General features: G+C 68.7%; 14 protein-coding genes. 11 read left to right on the top strand and 3 right to left on the bottom strand.

Features of this window, described 5'->3' with window-relative positions; genetic code table 11:
- Window positions 1–173: 173 nt before the first annotated feature.
- From F5X71_RS12735 to F5X71_RS12750, 4 genes are all read left to right on the top strand, one after another.
- Window positions 174–1376, top strand: coding sequence for an argininosuccinate synthase (locus tag F5X71_RS12735; RefSeq protein ID WP_167462125.1), 1203 nt, complete (start codon window positions 174–176; stop codon window positions 1374–1376).
- A 61-nt stretch (window positions 1377–1437) separates the two neighbouring features.
- The gene (locus tag F5X71_RS12740; RefSeq protein WP_167462126.1) at window positions 1438–2337 is read left to right on the top strand and encodes an SAM-dependent methyltransferase; all 900 of its coding nucleotides are present in this window, start codon (window positions 1438–1440) and stop codon (window positions 2335–2337) included.
- 14 nt (window positions 2338–2351) lie between these two features.
- Window positions 2352–3773, top strand: a complete 1422-nt coding sequence (gene argH, locus F5X71_RS12745; RefSeq protein WP_167462127.1) for an argininosuccinate lyase — start codon at window positions 2352–2354, stop codon at window positions 3771–3773.
- Between the two features lie 88 nt (window positions 3774–3861).
- Window positions 3862–4185, top strand: coding sequence for a DMT family transporter (locus tag F5X71_RS12750; RefSeq protein WP_167462128.1), 324 nt, complete (start codon window positions 3862–3864; stop codon window positions 4183–4185).
- A gap of 52 nt (window positions 4186–4237) precedes the next feature.
- On the opposite strand, the gene F5X71_RS12755 is transcribed toward F5X71_RS12750, so the two are convergent.
- Window positions 4238–4795, bottom strand: a complete 558-nt coding sequence (locus tag F5X71_RS12755; protein ID WP_167462129.1) for a Uma2 family endonuclease — start codon at window positions 4793–4795, stop codon at window positions 4238–4240.
- Window positions 4796–5207: 412 nt separating this feature from the next.
- Between F5X71_RS12755 and F5X71_RS12760 the strand changes: the two genes are divergently transcribed.
- The 4 genes from F5X71_RS12760 (at window position 5208) to F5X71_RS12775 (ending at window position 9738) form a co-directional block, all read left to right on the top strand.
- Window positions 5208–6014: an ATP-binding cassette domain-containing protein gene (locus F5X71_RS12760; RefSeq protein ID WP_238815861.1), complete on the top strand. Its 807-nt coding sequence runs from the start codon at window positions 5208–5210 to the stop codon at window positions 6012–6014.
- Window positions 6011–7075: an ABC transporter permease gene (locus F5X71_RS12765; RefSeq protein ID WP_174817052.1), complete on the top strand. Its 1065-nt coding sequence runs from the start codon at window positions 6011–6013 to the stop codon at window positions 7073–7075. Before F5X71_RS12760 ends, F5X71_RS12765 begins: the two co-directional genes overlap by 4 nt.
- Window positions 7076–7109: 34 nt before the next feature.
- The gene (locus tag F5X71_RS12770) at window positions 7110–8084 is read left to right on the top strand and encodes an ABC transporter substrate-binding protein (RefSeq protein WP_167462130.1); all 975 of its coding nucleotides are present in this window, start codon (window positions 7110–7112) and stop codon (window positions 8082–8084) included.
- Window positions 8085–8253: 169 nt separating this feature from the next.
- Window positions 8254–9738 carry a M28 family metallopeptidase gene (locus tag F5X71_RS12775; protein WP_167462131.1) on the top strand — a complete coding sequence of 495 codons (1485 nt, stop codon included), beginning with the start codon at window positions 8254–8256 and terminating at the stop codon, window positions 9736–9738.
- Between the two features lie 99 nt (window positions 9739–9837).
- Here the strand turns inward: F5X71_RS12775 and ilvA are convergent, their stop codons facing one another.
- Window positions 9838–11073, bottom strand: a complete 1236-nt coding sequence (ilvA, locus tag F5X71_RS12780; RefSeq protein ID WP_167462132.1) for a threonine ammonia-lyase — start codon at window positions 11071–11073, stop codon at window positions 9838–9840.
- A 111-nt stretch (window positions 11074–11184) separates the two neighbouring features.
- Window positions 11185–12351 (bottom strand): serine hydrolase domain-containing protein, encoded by a 1167-nt coding sequence (locus F5X71_RS12785; protein ID WP_167462133.1) that lies wholly within the window; start codon window positions 12349–12351, stop codon window positions 11185–11187.
- Window positions 12352–12509: 158 nt separating this feature from the next.
- On the opposite strand from F5X71_RS12785, the gene F5X71_RS12790 reads away from it, so the two are divergent.
- The 3 genes from F5X71_RS12790 to F5X71_RS12800 all read left to right on the top strand — a co-directional run bounded on the left by F5X71_RS12790 (window position 12510) and on the right by F5X71_RS12800 (window position 15573).
- A complete protein-coding gene (locus F5X71_RS12790; protein WP_167462134.1) occupies window positions 12510–13232 on the top strand; it encodes a GntR family transcriptional regulator in 723 nt (240 codons plus the stop codon).
- A gap of 86 nt (window positions 13233–13318) precedes the next feature.
- Window positions 13319–14836: an NCS1 family nucleobase:cation symporter-1 gene (locus tag F5X71_RS12795; RefSeq protein ID WP_167462135.1), complete on the top strand. Its 1518-nt coding sequence runs from the start codon at window positions 13319–13321 to the stop codon at window positions 14834–14836.
- Window positions 14836–15573, top strand: a complete 738-nt coding sequence (locus F5X71_RS12800; protein ID WP_167462136.1) for an aspartate/glutamate racemase family protein — start codon at window positions 14836–14838, stop codon at window positions 15571–15573. Before F5X71_RS12795 ends, F5X71_RS12800 begins: the two co-directional genes overlap by 1 nt.
- Window positions 15574–15582: the final 9 nt, after the last annotated feature.

Here is a 15582-nt window from a genome sequence, read left to right on the forward strand (position 1 = left end):
GCCGCGATGATGCCGTCCGGTAGCTGCCGGACCCCCGGTTATGAATGGGCTTGCATCATCGTGCATAATCATTTGTAGAACGTGCGGGCCCCCGTGATCCCCAGGCGAACACCGGGGCGGGCAGTTCGCCCGCACTTCGCACACACGTACCGAAACCGAGGAGCACACAGACCATGTCCGAACGCGTCGTACTCGCCTACTCCGGTGGGCTGGACACCTCCGTCGCGATCAGCTGGATCGGCAAGGAGACCGGTGCCGAGGTGGTGGCCGTCGCCATCGACCTGGGCCAGGGCGGCGAGGACATGAACGTGGTGCGCCAGCGAGCGCTCGACTGCGGTGCCGTCGAGGCCATCGTGGTCGACGCGCGCGACGAGTTCGCCGACGAATACTGCCTGCCCACCATCCAGGCCAACGCGATGTACATGGGGCAGTACCCGCTGGTCTCCGCGATCAGCCGCCCGCTGATCGTCAAGCACCTGGTGGAGGCGGCCAAGTTCCACGGCGCGGACACCGTCGCGCACGGCTGCACCGGCAAGGGCAACGACCAGGTCCGCTTCGAGGTCGGCATCGGCGCGCTGGCGCCCGATCTGAACGTGATCGCCCCGGTCCGCGACTACGCCTGGACCCGGGAGAAGGCCATCGCCTTCGCCGAGGAGAACGCGCTGCCGATCAACGTCACCAAGAAGTCGCCGTTCTCGATCGACCAGAACGTGTGGGGCCGGGCCGTCGAGACCGGCTTCCTCGAGGATCTGTGGAACGCGCCGACCAAGGACGTCTACGACTACACCGCCGACCCGACCGTCAACTTCGAGGCGCCGGACGAGCTGATCGTGTCCTTCGAGCGCGGTGTGCCGGTCGCCATCGACGGCCGCCCGGTCAGCGTGCTGGAGGCGATCGTCGAACTGAACCACCGGGCCGGACGGCAGGGCATCGGCCGCCTCGACATGGTCGAGGACCGGCTCGTCGGCATCAAGAGCCGCGAGATCTACGAGGCCCCCGGCGCGATCGCGCTGATCACCGCGCACCAGGCGCTGGAGCACGTCACCATCGAGCGCGAGCTGGGCCGGTACAAGCGGCAGGTCGAGCAGCGCTGGGGCGAGCTGGCCTACGACGGCCTCTGGTTCTCCCCGCTCAAGCGGGCGCTGGACGCCTTCATCGGTGACACCCAGCAGGCCGCCACCGGCGATATCCGGATGGTGCTGCACGGCGGCAGCGCGGTGGTCAACGGCCGCCGCTCCGACCAGTCGCTCTACGACTTCAACCTGGCCACTTACGACGAGGGCGACACCTTCGACCAGTCGCTGGCCAAGGGCTTCGTGCAGATCCACGGCCTGTCCTCCAAGGTCGCGGCCCGCCGGGACCTGAACCAGAAGTAGGCGGCGCGCGCAGTAGCCTCGGACGGGTCGGCCCGGGCCGGCCGACCCGAAGGGAGCGAGGATGCGGACCGACGACGACAGCTGGGACATCGTCACGAGCGTCGGCGCGACGGCACTCGGTGTCGCCGCGGTGCGCGCGGGCGAGACCCGGCGGCCGGACGCGCTCTTCCGCGATCCGTACGCCGAGGTGCTGGTGGACGCGGTCGATTCGGCGGCCTGGGCCCGGATCGGTCAGGGTCTCGGCACCACCGATCCGGCCGCGGCACAGTCCTTCGGGGTGCTCGCCGACCTCATCGTCGCGCGCACCTGCTACTTCGACGAGTTCTTCGCCGCCGTGGTGGCCGCGGGCATCCGGCAGATCGTGCTCGTGGCCGCCGGACTCGATGCCAGGGCCTACCGCCTCGAGTGGCCAACGGGCACTACGGTCTTTGAGCTCGATCAACCGAAGGTATTGCAGTTCAAGGCCGCTGCCTTCGCCGCTCGCGGCATCGCACCGGCGGTCGAGCGCCGCGAGGTGCCGGTGGATCTGCGCGAGGATTGGCCCACGGCGTTGCGGGACAAGGGGTTCGATCCCGCGGCGCCGACCGCGTGGCTCGCCGAAGGGCTGCTGCGCTACCTGCCCGCCGAGGCACAGGACCGGCTGCTCGATGCCATCTCCGAGTTCAGCGCGCCGGGCAGCCGGGTCGCGCTCAACATGACCATGGCCGAAGCGCCCGACGCGGCACAGCGCGCGGACGCGCGGTCGTTGATGCGCACCGCGTTCGACGTCGATGTCGACGTGGGCGCGCTGTGGTACTCGACCGAGGGCCGCAGCGACCCGGTCGCTTGGTTCACCGCACACGGCTGGAGCGCGCGGCGGGCCGACCCCGCCGCCGTCCTGGCCGAGCACGGCCGCCCGGTCACCGCGGAACAGGCCGCGGCCATGCGGACCCACCTATTGATGACCGCCATCCGACCCTGAGGAGACAGCACACCATGACGCAGAGCGGCAGCACGAACACCGGTGCGCTCTGGGGCGGGCGCTTCGCGTCCGGACCGGCCGAGGCGATGGCCGCGCTGAGCAAGTCGACGCAGTTCGACTGGGTCCTGGCGCCGTACGATATCCGCGCGTCCAAGGCGCACGCCCGCGTGCTGCACAAGGCCGGGCTGCTCTCCGAGAGTGACCTCGCCGGGATGCTCGCCGGGCTGGATCAGCTTGCGGCGGACGTGGATTCGGGCGCGTTCGGTCCCGCTGACTCCGATGAGGACGTGCATGGCGCGCTGGAGCGCGGGCTGATCGAACGGGTCGGCGCCGAGCTGGGCGGGCGGTTGCGGGCCGGGCGTTCCCGTAACGATCAGGTGGCCACGCTGTTCCGGATGTGGCTGCGCGACGCGGTTCGCCGGGTCGCGGCCGGGCTGCTCGACGTCGTCGATGCGCTGGTGACGCAGGCGGGCGCGCACCCGGACGCGGTGATGCCGGGCAAGACCCACCTGCAGGCCGCGCAGCCGGTGCTGCTGGCCCATCACCTGCTCGCGCACGCCCATCCGCTGCTGCGCGACATCGATCGGCTGCGCGACTTCGACAAGCGGGCGGCGGTCTCGCCGTACGGTTCCGGCGCGCTGGCCGGATCCTCGCTCGGGCTCGACCCCGAGGCGATCGCCGCGGAACTGGATTTCGATGCGGCGGCGGCCAATTCGATCGACGCCACGTCGGCACGGGACTTCGCCGCGGAGGCCGCGTTCGTGCTCGCCATGATCGGGGTCGACCTCAGCCGCATGGCCGAAGAGGTGATCCTGTGGAGCACACCGGAATTCGGCTACATCACGCTGGCCGACGCCTGGTCCACCGGCTCCTCGATCATGCCGCAGAAGAAGAATCCGGACGTTTCCGAGCTCACCAGGGGCAAGGCGGGGCGGCTCATCGGCAACCTCACCGGCCTGCTGGCCACGCTGAAAGCCCAACCGCTGGCCTACAACCGGGATCTGCAGGAGGACAAGGAGCCGCTGTTCGACTCGGTAGCACAGCTCGAACTGCTGCTGCCCGCCATTGCCGGACTGGTAGCCACGCTCACCTTCCACACCGACCGGATGGCCGAACTCGCGCCCGCCGGCTTCACTTTGGCGACCGATATCGCCGAATGGCTGGTCCGGCAGGGTGTTCCGTTCCGGGTCGCGCACGAGGCGGCCGGTGCGTGCGTGCGCGCGGCCGAGGCGCGCGGCGTCGGCCTCGACGAGCTCACCGACGCGGAGTTCGCCGCCATCGATCCGGCGCTCACCCCGCAGGTCCGCGAGGTACTCACGGTCGGGGGCTCGATCGCCTCCCGCAACGCCCGCGGCGGCACCGCGGGCCCCCAGGTCACCCGCCAGCTCGGCGAGATCCGCACGGCCACCGCGGAAATCCGCGGCTGGCTCGGTTGATCGCCGCCGCGGTGCGCGGCTTCGGGGAACGCCCCACCGGTCGATACCGCGACCGGGGGGTGCGGGCGGCCCACGTTACGCTGCGGCCATGACCATGCTTCTGCTGGCCTTGGCCATCGCGTCCGAGGTGACCGCCACCGTTTCCCTGAAGCTGTCCGAGGGCTTCACCAAACTCGTTCCCTCGATCATCGTGGTCATCGGCTACGGCGCCGCCTTCTGGTTCCTGTCCCAGTCGCTGAAGCGCGGCATGCAGATCGGCGTCGCCTACGGCATCTGGTCGGCCGTCGGTGTGGCCGCCATCGCCGTCATCGGCGTCCTGTTCCTGAACGAACGCCTCACGCTCATCCAGGTCGGCGGCATCGCCCTGGTCATCCTCGGTGTTCTCGCCCTGGAACTGGGCGGCCAGCACTGAGCCGACGGTGGGGCCGATGGATGACGACTATCGGCCCCACCGAGGCAGTGAATCAGAGGAACTCCTCGGTGAGCAGATCGAACTCGAAAGGCGGGGGAATCCTCAGCGTGGCACCGAATTTGGCGGCTTCCGCATGCCGGTAGTCACCGGCGTCCGGGTCCCAGTAGACGATGGTCTCGGCGCGGTGCCGGTCGACCAGAAGAAATACCGGGATTGCCGCTTGCGCGTATGCGGCGCGCTTCTCGACGCGATCGATATCCGCGTCACGCTCGCGGCCCGAGGTGATCTCCACGAGCATCGACACACCGGAGGCGTCGGACCACGGTGGTTGGTCCCGGAAGTAGGTCAGCGGTGCGACGACGCCGTCCGGACGCGCGCGTCCGGCGCGGTAGGCAGGTATCGCCAGCCCTCGTTCCTGGAAGAGCCGGAGTTCGGGCCGATGCTGCCGGATCTGATCGCCGATATGCATCGCGAACACGTCGTGCTCGCCATCCGGAGCCGGAACCACGTAGATCCTTCCATTGATCAACTCGACACTGACTTCCTCAGAGGAGGCGCGTTCCAGCACCTCGAACTCCGCGAGCGTTACGTCGGCGTCCATGTGGCTCATATCCCGAGGATAGTGGGGCAGGTGGGGTCGAGCGCACAGTTCGGCCGGGACCGGGGGTGTCGCGGTGCGCGGACTCATGTCGACTCCCGGGTCGGTGGCGGTCGGTATGACTCATGCGATGAACTCCTTCGCTCGACGACAGGAATGTGCTGCGTTTCCTTTGACGTGACACCCGACGAGCGGTTCCGGTGAAACGTCGGATTTTCGGGAAGCCTGTCTGAGGCAATTCGTGTCGCACTACTCCATAGCGGGTTCGCATGGGACATTCAGTGCATTGTTTTCGCACGTGAAAATGCGGGATTACGTTGCGCCGGACGCATTTTGCCGAAATCGTCCCATGAGATCGGGGGCGGTCGTAGCATCGGGCGATGGATTGGACGTTTGCTCAGCTGCGCGTGCGCGGATGTGGCCGATGACCTCGGACGATGCGGCGAAGACCGCCGATACCGGCGCGGCGTCGACGGCCGCGTTGCGGGCCGAGGGGCTGGTGAAGCGCTACGGCGGTGTCGAGGCGTTGCGCGGCGCGAACTTCGAGGTGAGCGCGGGCGAAGTCGTCGCGTTGATCGGGGACAACGGCGCGGGCAAATCGACTCTCGTGAAATGTCTTTCCGGCGCCGAACAGCCCGATTCCGGACGGATTCTGCTGGACGGCGCGCCGGTGGTGCTGAATACCCCGACCGCGGCGCGCAAACTCGGCGTGGAAACCGTGTATCAGGATCTCGCGGTGGCGCCGGATCTGGATCCGGCGGCGAATCTGTTCCTCGGCCGTGAACTGGTGCGCAAAGGTCTGCCCGGCAAGTTGGGCATGCTCGATCGGACCGCGATGCGCGCCCAGGCCGTAGAACACTTCCGCCGCCTCGGCGTGACGCTGCAGAGCACCGACGTGCCGATCGGCTCGCTGTCGGGCGGCCAGCGCCAGAGCGTCGCGGTGGCCAGGGCGGTGATGTGGGCGAGCAAGGTCGTGTTCATGGACGAGCCGACCGCCGCGCTCGGCGTGGTGCAGCGCGAGCGGGTGCTCGACGTGATCCGCCGGGTCCGCGATCAGGGCATCGCGGTGGTGCTGATCAGTCACAACATGCCGGAGGTGCTTGCGGTCGCCGACCGTATCGAGGTGCTCCGGCTCGGCCGGCGGGTCGCGCGGTTCACCGCGGCCGATGCCACGCTCGAGCAGTTGGTGGGCGCCATGACCGGCGCGCTGTCACAGGAGGAAGCGGCATGACGCGCTCCGGCGGTTCCCCGGAGGTCGCCACCGAGGCGACCGGCAACGGCGCGGTAGATCTGCCGCAACGCACTGTCCTGCAACGGATCATGGGCGCGAGCACGGTATGGATCGGTGTGGTGCTCGTCGCGCTGTGCATCGTGTTCAGTGTGCTGCGCCCCGATGCGTTCCCCACCCGCTTCACCTTTCAGACGCTGCTCATCGAAACCTCGGTGCTGCTGGTGCTTTCGGTGGGCATGACGTTCGTGATCATCACCTCCGGCATCGATCTGTCGGTGGGCATGGTACTGATCTTCGCCGGGGTGATCGGCGCCAAGGCAATGGAGGCGCTCAGCCCCGACCAGGACGCCACCAACGCGGGCTGGGGCATCATCGGCATCGGGTTCCTGCTCTCGGTGGTCGGCGGCGGCGCCTGGGGGCTGGTCAACGGCCTCCTGGTGGCCAAGGCCAAGATTCCGCCGCTGATCGTCACGCTCGGCTCGTTCGGCGCCGCCCTCGGTGCCGCCCAGCTGATCACCGGCGGGGTCGATACCCGTACGGTGCCCGAAAAGCTGCGCAACACATTGGGTTTCGGCACCACACTGGGCGGCGTGCCGAACCTGGTGCTGGTCGCCACGCTGGTCACCGTGCTCGCCGCCTGGGTCCTGCACACCACCCGTTTCGGCCGCTACACCTACGCCATCGGCTCCAACGAGGAGGCCGCGCGCCGCTCCGGCATCGCGGTCACCCGGCACCTGATCACCGTCTACCTGCTCACCGGGGTGCTGGCCGGGCTGGCCGGGTTCATGAACCTGGCCTACTTCGGCACCACCACGATCGGCGGCCACACCACCGACAACCTCGACGCCATCGCGGGCGTGGTGATCGGCGGCACCAGCCTGTTCGGCGGGGTCGGGTCCATCGTCGGCACGGTGATCGGCGTGTTCATTCCCTCGGTGCTGAAGAAGGGGTTCGTCATCGCGCAGGTGCCGGTGTTCTGGCAGCCCATCGCGGTGAGCGTGGTGCTCGTCGCGGCGGTCTGGTTCGACCAGTTGCGGCGCCGGGCCCGGGATCGGAAATAGGTATGGCAACAACGGAAATGGCGGAGGTAGCCGAATGAGGGTGGCGAAGCGGACCGCGGTGGTGATCGGCGCGATGGTGTCGGTCGGCGCGCTGCTGGCGGGTTGCAGTGGGCAGGTGAGCAATTCGGGCAGCGGCGACAGCAAGAAGCTGGTGCTGATCCCCGGCGTCGCCGACGAGCCGTTCTACATTTCGATGCAGTGCGGCGCGCAGGAGCAGGCCGCGAAGCTCGGCTATCGGCTGGACACGCAGGCGCCGACCAAGTTCGACGCCGGCTCGCAGACGCCGGTGCTCACCGGCGTGGTGGCGAACAAGCCCGGCGGCATCCTGATCGCGCCGACCCATGCCACCGCCATGGCCAATCCGATCAAGCAGGCCAAGGACGCGGGCATCAAGATCGTCGAGGTTGACACCGCGCTCGACGACACTTCCGTTGCGCTGTCGTCGATTTCGTCGGACAACAAGAAGGGCGGCGCGCTCGCGGCGCAGACCCTCGCCAAGCTGGTGGGGGACAAGGGACCGGTGCTGGTGATCAACACCAAGGCGGGCACGTCCACCACCGACGCCCGCGCGCAGGGCTTCGAGGAGGCGGTCAAGAGCTTCCCCGGCATCACCTCACTCGGCGTGCAGTACAACAACAACGAAGCGGCACAGGCGGCTTCGATCGTGACCGCGACGCTAGCCGCCCATCCCGATCTCGCAGGCATCTTCGCCACCAACCTGAGCTCGGCCGAGGGCGCGGCCACCGGCCTGCGCAACGCGAACAAGCTCGGTCAGGTGAAGCTGGTCGGCTTCGACGCCAGCCCGAAGCAGGTCGAGGACCTCAAAGCCGGTACCGTGCAAGCCCTTATCGCCCAGGACCCGGCGGGCATCGGGGCCAAGGGCGTCGACCAGGCGGTCGCCGCGATCGAGGGCAAGCCGGTTACCCGCACGATCCAGACCGACATGATCGCCATCACTCAGGCCGACATGGCGGCCAACTCGAAGTACTTCTACAAGCGCAAGTGCTGAGCACTGCCCGATGAGGGGCCGACCGGGCGCGTTCGCGTCCGGTCGGCACGGGCGGGAAGTTCTGGTACGCAGCCGCTTTCCCCACTGACAACTGGGGTTTCAGCACAGTGACGCATCGGCTTAATCTCCGACCATCCGGGATTCACCCATCCCTTCTGGAGGAGCCGATATGCCCCGCATCTTCCCCCGGGACAGGGCCGGTCGCGTTATCGCCGCGGCCACTGCTCTGCCCGTCGTATTCTCACTCGCACTGATGGGTTCGGCCTACGCCGAACCCGGCGCACCGCCCGAAGCGCGGCTGGCCGACTCGATCAAGGCCCCCGCCGTCAAGCAGCACCTGGACCGATTCCAGGCCATCGCCAACGCCAACGGCCGCACCCGCGCGGCGGGCACCGCCGGGTACAACGCCTCGCGCGACTATGTGGCCGGTGAACTGCGCAAGGCCGGCTACCAGGTGACCTTGCAGCCGTTCACCTTCCAGACCTTCCGGGAGCGGACGACAGCCGTGCTGGAGCGGGTTTCCTCGGGCGCCACCGCGTACAAGGCGACCCCGGCCGACCGCAGTCAGCTCGGTGACTTCGCCACCCTGACCTACTCGGGCTCGGGCGAGGCGAAGGCGCCGGTGCAGGGCGTCGATCTGACGCTCTCGCCGCGCGGCGAGGCGAACGCCTCGAGCTCCGGTTGCGAGGCAACCGATTTCGCGAAGTTCACCCGCGGCAACATCGCGCTCCTGCAGCGCGGCACCTGCACCGCGGCGGACAAGGCGCGTAATGCCCAGGCCGCGGGCGCGTCCGGCGTGATCATCTTCAACGAGGGCCAGCCGGGCCGGACCGAGGCCTTCACCGAGGCGCTCGACGAGAAGGGCATCACCGTGCCGGTCGTCGCCGCCAGCTACGCTGTCGGCAAAGAACTTGCCGGCCAGCCGAACTCGGTGGTCCGGCTCAAGACCGACACCGAGGCGCTGCCCGCCACCACGCACAACGTGATCGCGGATTCCCCGCAGGGCAACCCGGACAAGGTCGTGATGGCCGGTGCGCACCTCGATTCCGTGCGTGCGGGTGCAGGCATCAACGACAACGGTTCCGGCAGCGCGGCGCTGCTCGAGATCGCGTTGCAGATGGCCTCGTCCACGCCGAAGAACAAGGTCCGCTTCGCCTGGTGGGGCGCCGAGGAACTCGGCCTGGTCGGCTCGAAGTTCTACGTGAACAACCTTTCTCAGGCCAACCGCAACAAGATCGCGCTCTACCTGAACTTCGACATGATCGGGTCGACGAACTACGCCTACAAGATCTACGACGGCAGGCAGGGGCCCGCCGGATCGGCGCAGATCGAACAGAACTTCATTCGCTACTTCACGTCGAAGGGGCTCGCGTACGGCCGCGCCGCGCTCGACGGACGGTCGGACTACGGCCCGTTCATGCGGGTGGGCATCGCGGTCGGTGGCCTGTTCACCGGTGCCGAGGGCATCAAGACCCAGCAGGAACAGCGGCAGTTCGGTGGTCAGGCCGGTCGGCCCTACGATCCGTGCTACCACCGGTCCTGCGACACCACGGCCAACGTCAGTGACAAGGCGTTGACCGACAACACCGGTGCGATCGCCGACGCGATGCAGACCTACTCGACCAGTGATGTGCTGCCTCGCCGTGCGGAATGAGTCGAACCCCTTAGGTGGCAGTGCCTCTCGATCCTGAGGCCGTCCACCGCCGGTGTCGCCGCCATCTCGTGAGATGGCGGCGACACCGCCGTGCCGGGGTCAGTCCTCGACCCGAACGGAGTAGCCCGCGTTGGTGAGTGCGGTGAGGACGTCGTCGCGGTGTGCGTGGCCGCGGGTCTCCAGGGTGAGCGAGACCTCGACCTCGTTGAGCGCCAACCAGGTGCCGGTGCGCGAGTGCGCGACGTCCACCACGCTGGCGCCGGTCTTGCCGACCACCGCGAGCAGCGCGCTGAGGCCGCCCGGCCGGTCCGCGATCGTCACGCGCACCGCGAGATAGCGGCCCGCCGCGCTCAACCCGTGGCCGATCAACCGGGTGAGCAGCAGCGGATCGATATTGCCGCCGGACAGGATGGCGCACACCGGGCGGCTCAGGTCCAGGTCCAGATCGCTCGCGGCGCAACTCATCAGCGCCGCGACCGCCGCCGCGCCCGCGGGCTCCACGATCAGCTTCGCGCGTTCCAGACAGAGCAGCAGCGCCTTGGACAGCGAGTCCTCGTCGACGGTCAGCATCGTCGAGACATGCGCGGCGACGTGGGCGAACGGCACCTGCCCCGGCTGTCCGACCGCGATGCCGTCGGCCATCGTCGACATCCGCCCGACCCGGACCGGCTTGCCAGCGGCCAGCGACCCCGGCCAGGCCGCCGCCTCCGCCGCCTGCACGCCGATCACTCGGACGTGCGGCGCGAGCTTGTGCAGGGCCACCGCGACCCCGGCGATCAGTCCGCCGCCGCCAGTGGGCACGAGCACCGTGCCCACCTCGGGGATCTGGTCGAGGATCTCGAGCGCCACGGTCGCCTGCCCGGCCACGATGTCCGGATGATCGAACGGATGGATCAGTGTGGCGCCGGTGCGTTCGGCGAATTCCTGTGCCGCGTCGAGTGAGTCCTCGATGGTCTCGCCGACCTGGCGCACCTCGGCCCCATAGGCCTTGGTGGCGGCCAACTTCGGCAGCGAAGCGCCGACCGGCATGAACACCGTCGCGGTGAGGCCGAGCGAGGAGGCCGCCCAGGCCACACCCTGCGCGTGATTGCCCGCGCTCGCCGCCACCACGCCGCGCGCCCGGTCTTCGGCGGGCAGATTGGCGATCCGGTTGTAGGCCCCGCGCGGTTTGAACGATCCGGTCCGCTGCAGGTTCTCGCACTTGAGCAGCACCTCGGTGCCGACCCGCTCGGAGAGCACCCGTGAGGTCACCACCGGCGTCCGGCGCATCACCGGCGCCAGCAATGCCGCGGCAGCCTCGACCCGTTCCATCCCGACCAACTCCATGCCGCACATGCTGCCACCCCGGACCCGATTCCTCCCACGAATCTTCGGTCATTTTTCCGATACGTCGAACGAATTCGGGTGCGGAACGAACGCGCCCACCGGGCGGGCAACACCGCGGGCTCAGCCTTTGGCGAGGTTGTGCGCCAGCGCGCCGAGGCGGGCCAACCTGGCGTCGCCGAGCGGGGTGACCCTGCTGCCGAGCCGGTTGGTGACGAAGGCGAGCCCGAGACCGGTGGCCGGGTCGGCGAAGCCGCCGGACCCACCGAGGCCGAAATGGCCGAAGGCCGAGATCGGTTCGGCCTTGGACGGCTTCATCGGCACCCCGTGGAACCCGAGCGCCCACGGGATACGCAGGGCGAGAACGTAATCGGGCGTGAAGATCTGACGTTCGGCGACCGTATCGATGGTCTCGGGGCGCAGCAGCTGAAATCCGTCGAGGGTACCGCCGTTGGCGAGCGCGCCATAGAGCCGCGCGAGTGCGCGGGCGGCGAAGACGCCGTTCACACCCGGCATCACCGAATCATGCAGGCGTGGATCGGCGATCAGCTCCGCGAACCCGTTCGGGGTGGTGTCCATGGCGGCCGCGAACCTGGTCCTGCTGGCGAGCCTGCGGCTGTTCTCCCAGCTCAGGCCCGCGACCGTGAGTCGGGGAAAGTTGGTCGCGATGCGTTCGCGCTCGTTCGGTGGCACCCGGAACCAGAGTTCTTCGGCGCCGAGCGGTTCGGCGATTTCGGTGCGCAGCAGGTCGGTGAACTTCGCCCCGCTCACCCGGCGCACCAGCTCGGCGACCAAGTGCCCGAACGTGATTCCGTGATAGCCGCTGGTGCTCAGCCGCCGCGGATCCGGCGTCGCCGCGGCCAGGGCCTCGGTCACCGCCGCGTCGTCGAAGAAGCGGTCGACCGGTCCGGGCAGCAGGTCCCGCAGCCGGTGCAGACCCGCTCGGTGGGTGAGCAATTCACGCACGGTGATCCGGTCTTTGCCCGCCGCACCGAATTCGGGCCAGTACGTGCTGACCCGCTCGTCGTAGTCCAGCAGGCCGCGCTCGGCGAGGCGATGCAGCAGCGTGCTCGCCACGCCCTTGCCGGTGGAGAAGGCCATGGCCACCGTGTCCTCGGCCCATGGCACGCCGGGCCGCGCGAACCCGGCCCAGACGTCGACCACGGGTTCGCCGTGCAGATACACCGCCAGCGCGCCGCCGCCGTCGGTGGGCCTGCGGAAGAGCCGGTCGAACTCGGCGACCAGGGTCGCGAACCGGCGATCTACGAACTGTGCTGCCGAAACCGTCATCGGAAACTCTCTGTTGTACGGACCGATTCCAGGATCGCATGCCCGATCCGCGCGCCCGCACACCCCGGCCGCCGGGTCCGGTGCCCGTCGCACGCATCCGTTTCCTGGGCGTCACAATGCCGACCGAGATCGCAACATAGCTGCTCTAGCGTGTTCGCATGCCCCCGAGACGACGTTCGGCGCTGCTCGCGCGGCTGGTCGCCGATAGCCCGGGCCGCCCGCAGGTGATCCTCGGCGAGCTGCGCCGGGTAATTCTCGACGGTGCGGTGCCGCCGCGCACCGCCATCCCGCTGCGCGAGGTGGCTGAACTGTTCGGCGTGAGTCACATCCCGGTCCGGGAGGCGCTCAAGACCTTGATCGGGGAGGGGCTGGTCACCCATCAGCCGCACAGCGGCTATGTCGTGGCCCAGCTGACCGCCGCCGAATTGCGCGAGATGTACATCGTGCGCGAGACCCTGGAGAACGCCGCGCTGGCCGCGGCCGCGCGCAATGCCGACGCGGACGACCGTGCCGAGCTGCTCGCGGTGAACACCATGCTGGAACAGGCGATCCGGGACGACGACTCGGCCGCCTATCATCGCCGCTCCCGCGACTTCCACATCGCGCTGACCCGGCCCTCGCGCATGTTCCGGCTGTTGCACATGCTGGAATCGGCGTGGAATGTCACCGAGCCGGTGCAATCGATGGTGCACATCGGCCGCGCGGACCGGATCCGGCTGCACACCGATCATGCCCTGCTGCTCGACGCGTTCCTGGCCCGCGACGTGGACCGCCTGCTCGGCCTCGCCGAGCGGCATCACCGCAGGCTGGAGAGCGTGCTGGCGACGTTGCCGACCGACACCGGTCTGCTCGCGCCGGAAGATATATCTGCCGCGCAATAGCCGGGAAATAACACCGCAACGGCCGGGCAACAGCCGCTTCCTACCGTCGGAGCGATCGCAGATCCACCCCGGATGGGAATCGCATCATGACCGACGCACTCGTCCCGGCGGCACCGTTGCTCGTGCCGCCCGCTCGCCCCGCGACACCCGAGCACGCCCTGCCCGCCGAGTATCACCCGCGCCTGACCAACGCCGATCTCGCGCCGCTGCGCGAACAGAAATGGGGCGCCTACAACATCTTCGCGTTCTGGATGTCGGACGTGCACAGCGTCGGCGGCTACGTCACCGCGGGCAGTCTGTTCGCACTGGGCCTGGCCAGCTGGCAGGTGCTCGCGGCCCTGCTGATCGGCATCGGCATCGTGTACGTGTTCTGCAACCTGGTGGCCAAGCCGAGCCAGGTGACCGGCGTGCCCTATCCGGTCATGTGCCGCAGCGCGTTCGGCGTGCTCGGCGCGAACATCCCGGCGATCATCCGAGGTCTGATCGCGGTGGCCTGGTACGGAATTCAGACGTTCCTCGCCTCGGCGGCCCTGGATGTCGTGCTGGTGAAGCTGTTTCCGAGCCTTGCGCCCTATGCCGTGACCGACGACTACGGCTTCCTCGGCCTCTCGTTGCTTGGCTGGGGCAGCTATCTGACGCTGTGGGTCGTGCAGGCGTGCGTGTTCTGGCGCGGGATGGAGGCCATCCGCAAGTTCATCGACTTCTGCGGACCGGCGGTCTACGTGGTGATGTTCCTGCTCTGCGGGTACCTCATCGCCGAAGCCGGTTGGGGCGCCATCGATTTGAACCTCGGTGCGGTGACCTACACCGGCTGGGACTCGGTACCGGTGATGCTCGGCGCGATCGCGCTTGTGGTGTCCTACTTCTCCGGTCCGATGCTGAACTTCGGCGACTTCTCCCGCTACGGAAAGACTTTCGCCGCCGTGCGCCGGGGTAACCTGCTCGGCCTTCCGCTCAACTTCCTGGTGTTCTCGCTGCTGGTGGTGATCACCGCGTCGTTGACGGTGCCGGTATACGGCGAGCTGATCACCGACCCGGTGGCGACGGTCGCGCGGATCGACAGCACGTTCGCGATCCTGCTCGGCGCCTTGACCTTCACCATCGCCACCATCGGCATCAATATCGTGGCGAACTTCATCTCGCCCGCGTTCGACTTCTCCCACGTGCGCCCGCAGCGGATCAGCTGGCGGGCGGGCGGCATGATCGCCGCGGTCGGCTCGGTGTTGATCACGCCGTGGAATCTGTACAACAACCCCGAGGTGATCCACTACACGCTCGAGGTGCTCGGCGCGTTCATCGGCCCGCTGTTCGGCGTGCTGATCGCCGACTACTACCTGGTGCGCAGGCAACACGTGGTGGTGGCCGATCTGTTCAGCATGTCGGAGTCCGGAAGGTATTGGTATCGCGGGGGATACAACCCCGTCGCGGTGCTCGCGACCGTGGTCGGCGCGCTGGTGGCGGTCTTCCCGGTGCTGGCCAAGGGGGTGCCAGGGATGTACACGGCCGCGCAGTACAGCTGGTTCATCGGTTGCGCGCTCGGCTTCGCCGTCTACTACGCGCTGGCCGCCCGGCCGAGCCCGGCGGCGCGGGAGGTGCCCGCCTGATGCGCATCCGGGTGATCAACCCGAACACGACGCGGGCGATGACCGACGGTATCGAGCGGTGCGCGCGAGCGGTGATCGCGCCGGGCACCGTGCTCGACGCGGTGACCGCCGCGATGGGGCCCGCGTCGATCGAGAGTCACTACGACGAAGCCCTCAGCGTCCCAGGCATTCTCGCCGCCATTCGACGCGGCGAGGACGACGGCGTCGACGGTTACGTGCTGGCCTGCTTCGGTGATCCCGGCCTGGACGCCGCCCGGGAGCTGGCCCGCGGGCCGGTGATCGGGCTCGCCGAGGCCGCGATGGCGACGGCGAGTCATCTCGGCCGCGGGTTCAGCGTGGTGACCACGCTGAACCGCACCGTCGGCCGGGCCGCGGACCTGGTGGAACGCTATGGGCGACAACGATTCTGCCTCGGCATCCACGCCTGTGAGCTACCCGTGCTCGCCCTGGACGCGGATCCGGACGCGCGCAAGATCGTTGTCGAGGCCTGCCGCACGGCGGTCGAGGTCGACGGGTGCGACGCCATCGTGCTCGGCTGTGCCGGGATGGCGCGCCTGTGCGCGGACATCCAGGGCGAACTCGGGGTGCCGGTGGTAGACGGTGTCGCGGCGGCCACGCTGACCGTGCAGTCGCTGCTCACCATGGGCCTGCGCAAGTCGGGCCGGGGCGAGTTCGCCGCGCCGCCGCCCAAACCCTATGCGGGACTACTCCGTTCGTTCGGCGATTCGGTGCGCTGAGGCGGTGCG

The sequence above is a fragment of the Nocardia brasiliensis genome, from assembly GCF_011801125.1.
Classification (GTDB): Bacteria; Actinomycetota; Actinomycetes; order Mycobacteriales; family Mycobacteriaceae; genus Nocardia; species Nocardia brasiliensis_C.